The 4630-nt window shown below is 25.9% G+C and carries 7 protein-coding genes; all 7 read left to right on the forward strand.

Going from position 1 to position 4630, the window contains the following annotated elements; all coding sequences use genetic code 11:
* The coding region (locus ABG79_RS12590) for a hypothetical protein (protein WP_160318250.1) at positions 1-567 on the forward strand (567 nt) is incomplete at its 5' end.
* 134 nt (positions 568-701) lie between these two features.
* The gene (locus tag ABG79_RS11985; RefSeq protein ID WP_057979702.1) at positions 702-1604 is read left to right on the forward strand and encodes an LAPAL motif-containing putative phage structural protein; all 903 of its coding nucleotides are present in this window, start codon (positions 702-704) and stop codon (positions 1602-1604) included.
* 123 nt (positions 1605-1727) lie between these two features.
* Complete coding sequence (locus ABG79_RS12765; RefSeq protein WP_256372268.1) at positions 1728-1850, forward strand: hypothetical protein; 123 nt, start codon at positions 1728-1730, stop codon at positions 1848-1850.
* A gap of 177 nt (positions 1851-2027) precedes the next feature.
* A complete protein-coding gene (locus ABG79_RS11990; RefSeq protein WP_057979703.1) occupies positions 2028-2213 on the forward strand; it encodes a hypothetical protein in 186 nt (61 codons plus the stop codon).
* Positions 2214-2352: 139 nt separating this feature from the next.
* Complete coding sequence (locus tag ABG79_RS11995; RefSeq protein ID WP_057979704.1) at positions 2353-3216, forward strand: ParA family protein; 864 nt, start codon at positions 2353-2355, stop codon at positions 3214-3216.
* 24 nt (positions 3217-3240) lie between these two features.
* Positions 3241-3621: a hypothetical protein gene (locus ABG79_RS12000; RefSeq protein ID WP_057979705.1), complete on the forward strand. Its 381-nt coding sequence runs from the start codon at positions 3241-3243 to the stop codon at positions 3619-3621.
* Positions 3622-3631: 10 nt separating this feature from the next.
* Positions 3632-4336 carry a hypothetical protein gene (locus ABG79_RS12005; protein ID WP_057979706.1) on the forward strand — a complete coding sequence of 235 codons (705 nt, stop codon included), beginning with the start codon at positions 3632-3634 and terminating at the stop codon, positions 4334-4336.
* Positions 4337-4630: the final 294 nt, after the last annotated feature.

A 4630-nucleotide genomic window follows, 5' to 3' on the forward strand; every position in this document is an offset into this window, starting at 1 on the left:
TCTAATGAAATTGAAGCTAAAATGCACAAAATTTTTAAAAAGAATAAATTAAAAGGCGAGTGGTTTAATATTGGTTTTGAAAGAGCAGTAATTGAACTTAAAAAGTTAGATTTTAAACCAACTCAAGAAAATAAAGAAATTAGTAAAAATATAGAAAAGATAGAGGAATTTTTTATTGATAGTTTTTTTAAGGATTATGAAGAGATAAAACCAATGTTAAATCTTGAAAAATGGATACCTACTTATGAAGATTTAGAAAAAGCAAAAAATGAAATAAGGCAGTATATAAGATATTGTTTGGAAGATTGTAATGAAGAAGAATGGGCTAAAGAATGGCAAGAAAAATTAGATATATTAAGTAATAATACTAATTCGCAGATTAAAAAATCAATAATACAAGAATTTTACAAAAATGTTTTATATTCCTTTGAATATACAGATATTAAAAGTATAAGAAAACATATCGGGGAAAAAGAAATGGATTTTATTGAAAAAGTATTAGGTATAAATTATGAAGTTTACAATCCAATAAAAGAAGAATATTACAAAAGAAACTATAATAAATAGAATAGTTTTAAAGCAGATAGCATAACAACACCCCGGCGTAATGTCGGGGATTTTTAGTTTTTTGTTCTAAATTTTGTATATTTTTTGAAGGAATTTATATTTGCTTATAGAAATATAAAAATAGGAGGGATAAAATGGAGGCTAAATTCAATGAAAGTATAAGTAATTTTTCTTTTGAATTTTTAGGTGATGAAGGTATATATGCGGATACCTTATCACAAACAATAAATAACATAGTTGATATTTTGCAAATATTAACCATAAAAAAAGATCCAGACGCTTTTTTTAAACTTAAAATAACAAGATTTCGTCAAAACAGTTTTGATATTGACTTAATGGCTATCATAAAATATATTCCTAATTTAATTAATAAAGAAAATTTAGAAATAGCAGGCAGTATAATCGCCTCATTAGTAGGAATATTTGAAATTAAAAAACATTTAAAGGGAGAAAGACCTAAAGAAATAAAATATGATGGTGATACTGCTAAGGTAATTAATAAGGATGGGGAAATATTAATTAAAGATTCGGATACTGTAAATATATTTGTACAGGAAAATAAGATTGAAAATAGTATTGTTAATATATTCAATGTATTAAAACAAGATGACCTTAGAGAAAGTTTAAGAATTTATAAAGATAATGAAATTGCAGTAACAATAGAGAAAGAGGAATATGACAATATGTCAAAGAAAGTAATTGAAAGGAAAGATGCTCCAGCTAATGTATTTACTAATATTGTAAATGCAGAATTACTTTTAAAAAAGCCTGATTTATTAGGAGATTCACAATGGGGATTTATTTATAATAAAAGTATATATGCAACTATAAAAGATGAAGCATGGCTTAAGAAAGTTCATCAGGGATTAATAAGAAATTTATATGCTGGTGTAAAAATACCAGTAAAGCTACTTATAGAGATAGAATTAGATGAATTTCATAATCCAATTAAAGATAGTGATAAATATACTGTTTTAGAAGTTACAGGCGATATTATAGAACCTGATAATCCGCCTCCACAAATAAATATGTTTTAAAGCACCCTGATTTTATCGGGGCTTTTCTTTTTTTTGCCTTAAAATTTAACAAAATAGGCAAAATAAGTATTGACATATTATACTATCGATAGTATAATATAATTATAGGAAGGAGGTGAGGAAATGAAGATGGAGCAAAAAATAAAAGAGTTCAAACAAGTGATAGCGGCACTTGTAGAACTCATACTGGAAATAGGCACCCTGATAGCAGTTCTTAAGATGGTATTAGGAAGCCTAAAACAGTAGAGGGGGGATAAATCCTCCCTTAATCCCAATATAACATATATCCATCTTCGTTGCAATATGAATAAATTGTTTAAAGAAAGTTTAGGATTGGCATTTAAAGTTATACAGTTAATAGGTGCTATAGCTTTATTAATATTTGCAGTAAAGTATCTATTTACAAAATAAGGGGGAATTCTTGTGCTAGAAAAGTCAAAACAGACAGAGGCTAATAAGAAATGGCAGGAAAAAAATAAAGAATATGCGGCTTATTTGAAGTATAGGTCTACAACAAGAAGTTTTATTAAGAATAGAGCAACGATTGAGGACTTGCAGGAGTTTAAAGAGTTGATAAAAGAAAGGGAAGAACTTTTAAGGAAGACTTAATTAAGCTTACCTGGTGCTGTCGAAAGATAGTGCCAGGAATTTTTTTATTTTTTGAAGGGAAATGCAGGAATATGTAGAAATAAGTATATATGGATTAATATAAAACTATGTAAATATAATTATTGGGGTGATAAAATATATGAATGAGACAACAAAAGAAACATATATAATTTCTTTTATGAATATGAAGGGTGGAGTTGGGAAAACAACGCTATGTGTAAATTTAGCTGATGCTATTTCAAGAAAATTCGATAAGAGTGTTTTATTAATTGATTTTGATCCACAAGCAAATTCAACCCAATATATATTAAAACCAGAAATATATCGAGAAATATATGATAGTGAGAAGACTGTATATAGGATTTATAAAGCTCTAATAGAAGATAATAATAGGATTAGCTTAGTAGACGGCAATGCAAATGATGATTATGAAGAATGTGATGAAGAAGATGAAAATATTGAGGATATTATTTATAAAGTAAGCGAAAAATTTCATTTAATCCCGGGAGATTTAAATATGGTCAAAATTGGCAAAATAGCAGATGTTAATATACAAATGAGTTTATCTAGATTTATTGATAGAATTAAAACAAAATATGATTTGATTTTCATAGATTGTCCTCCTACACATTCGATATATACAGAGTCAGCACTTATTGCATCAGACTACTATATTTTACCTATAAAACCAGATTATTTATCAAGTATTGGTATGGATTTATTTCAACGTATTGTTAAGGATCATAATAGCAAATCTCCTTTTAAAAGAGTTAAATGTTTAGGGATTGTTTTTACTATGGTTCATAGTATAGAATATTATAGAGATACTATGAATAAAATTAAAGAAAGAAAGAAATTTAGTGTTTTTGATAGTTATATGAAATTTTCACCAACGGTAGCAAAAAATACAGAAAACAATAAATTCTTTTTGGATATAAGAGGGAAGAAACAAGAGATTATTATGCTATCAAGTGAAATGTTGAGAAGAATTTATAATAAATAAAAGGTTTGCTATGGAGGTAGAAATATGGAAGAATTGAAAATTATATTAGATAAATTATCTGATTTACGATCGAAAATGAATGGCAATAATATAAAAGACAATGACAAAGTTGTTATTCTTACGGGTGTTTTTTTGCAATTAATGTCTTCAAGAGAGTTATTTAGAAAAAACTCTGAGGTTGTTGAATTTTTAGCTATTAATTTACAAGAGTTGAAAATTGCAGAATATTGTAAAAAATCGAGGCCTATTCTTTTAGGTAAAATAGCAAATTTTTTATTAAATGAAACTGATAAGTACGATTTAGATGAAATGTTGAACTTAACTTATAGTTTTATTTCAAATGCGATTGAAAATAAAGGTGATAATTTGACTTGGTCAGATTTAATAAAAACTTTTAAATTATAGGTGATTATATATGATATTGGAAGCAAAGTATTTGAAAGAGCAAAGAGAGGATTATAATAAATTAATAAATTTTTTGAATGAATATTATAAAATAGAAATAAAAAATGAAGTTAAAAATGATTTGAAACTAATTCATAAGGTTAGCTGGATAATAATTATTTGGTTAAGGGAATTAAAAAGGAATAAAATTGAAAGTAAGTTCTTAAATGAAATTTTGACTAATTTAATATCCATGATTCATGTTTATATTCATAATGATATAAAACTATGTAATTTTATCCTGAGAAATTCCATAGAAAATTTTATTAGATTTTATAATATTTATTTAAGTCAAATAGATACAGCTTCATCACCGGATAAAATATTTGAAATAATATTTAATAAGTTTAACGATAATATGTGTTTTATAAATAATAATTTTCAAATTTTACGGAGCGTATATAAAGAATGTTGTGATTATATTCACTCCAATAATTTAGATGATGAAAATTTTTGTAAAAACTTAGATCAGTATGATAATTTTTATGATGATAAAGAAATTACTCGTTTTAATAATAATTTTGATAATGTTCATAGAGCTATGAATAATTTGATACTATTAAACTCAAAAATGATATATGAACAAATGTATCTAAATAATAAGTCAATAATTGATGATTTTGTGAATAAAGATGATATGAAAAAAATTATTGAAGTATGGAGATATAAATCATAACTATAAGAAATTAATATATAAAATTTCCAACGTGTTTCTTTTTGCAGGAATTTCCATCTCAATAGCGAATACATATATTGAGGTGGTGCTATGGTAAAGAATCGTCTCAAAGAGATACGTTTGCTCTTGAAGATATGATGAGGATGCAAAGGTATCATAGTTTGAATTTAATTAAGTATGAAAAGGGGTATACAGCATTTATATCAAAACTTCCACCACCATTAAAATAGGAGCCGATTGGCTCCTTAATTAAATAAAGTTTTACATACGATAAGATACGGCTTACCTGCTCCA

Origin of the sequence: Caloramator mitchellensis, assembly GCF_001440545.1 — a bacterium.
GTDB lineage: Bacteria > Bacillota > Clostridia > Clostridiales > Caloramatoraceae > Caloramator > Caloramator mitchellensis.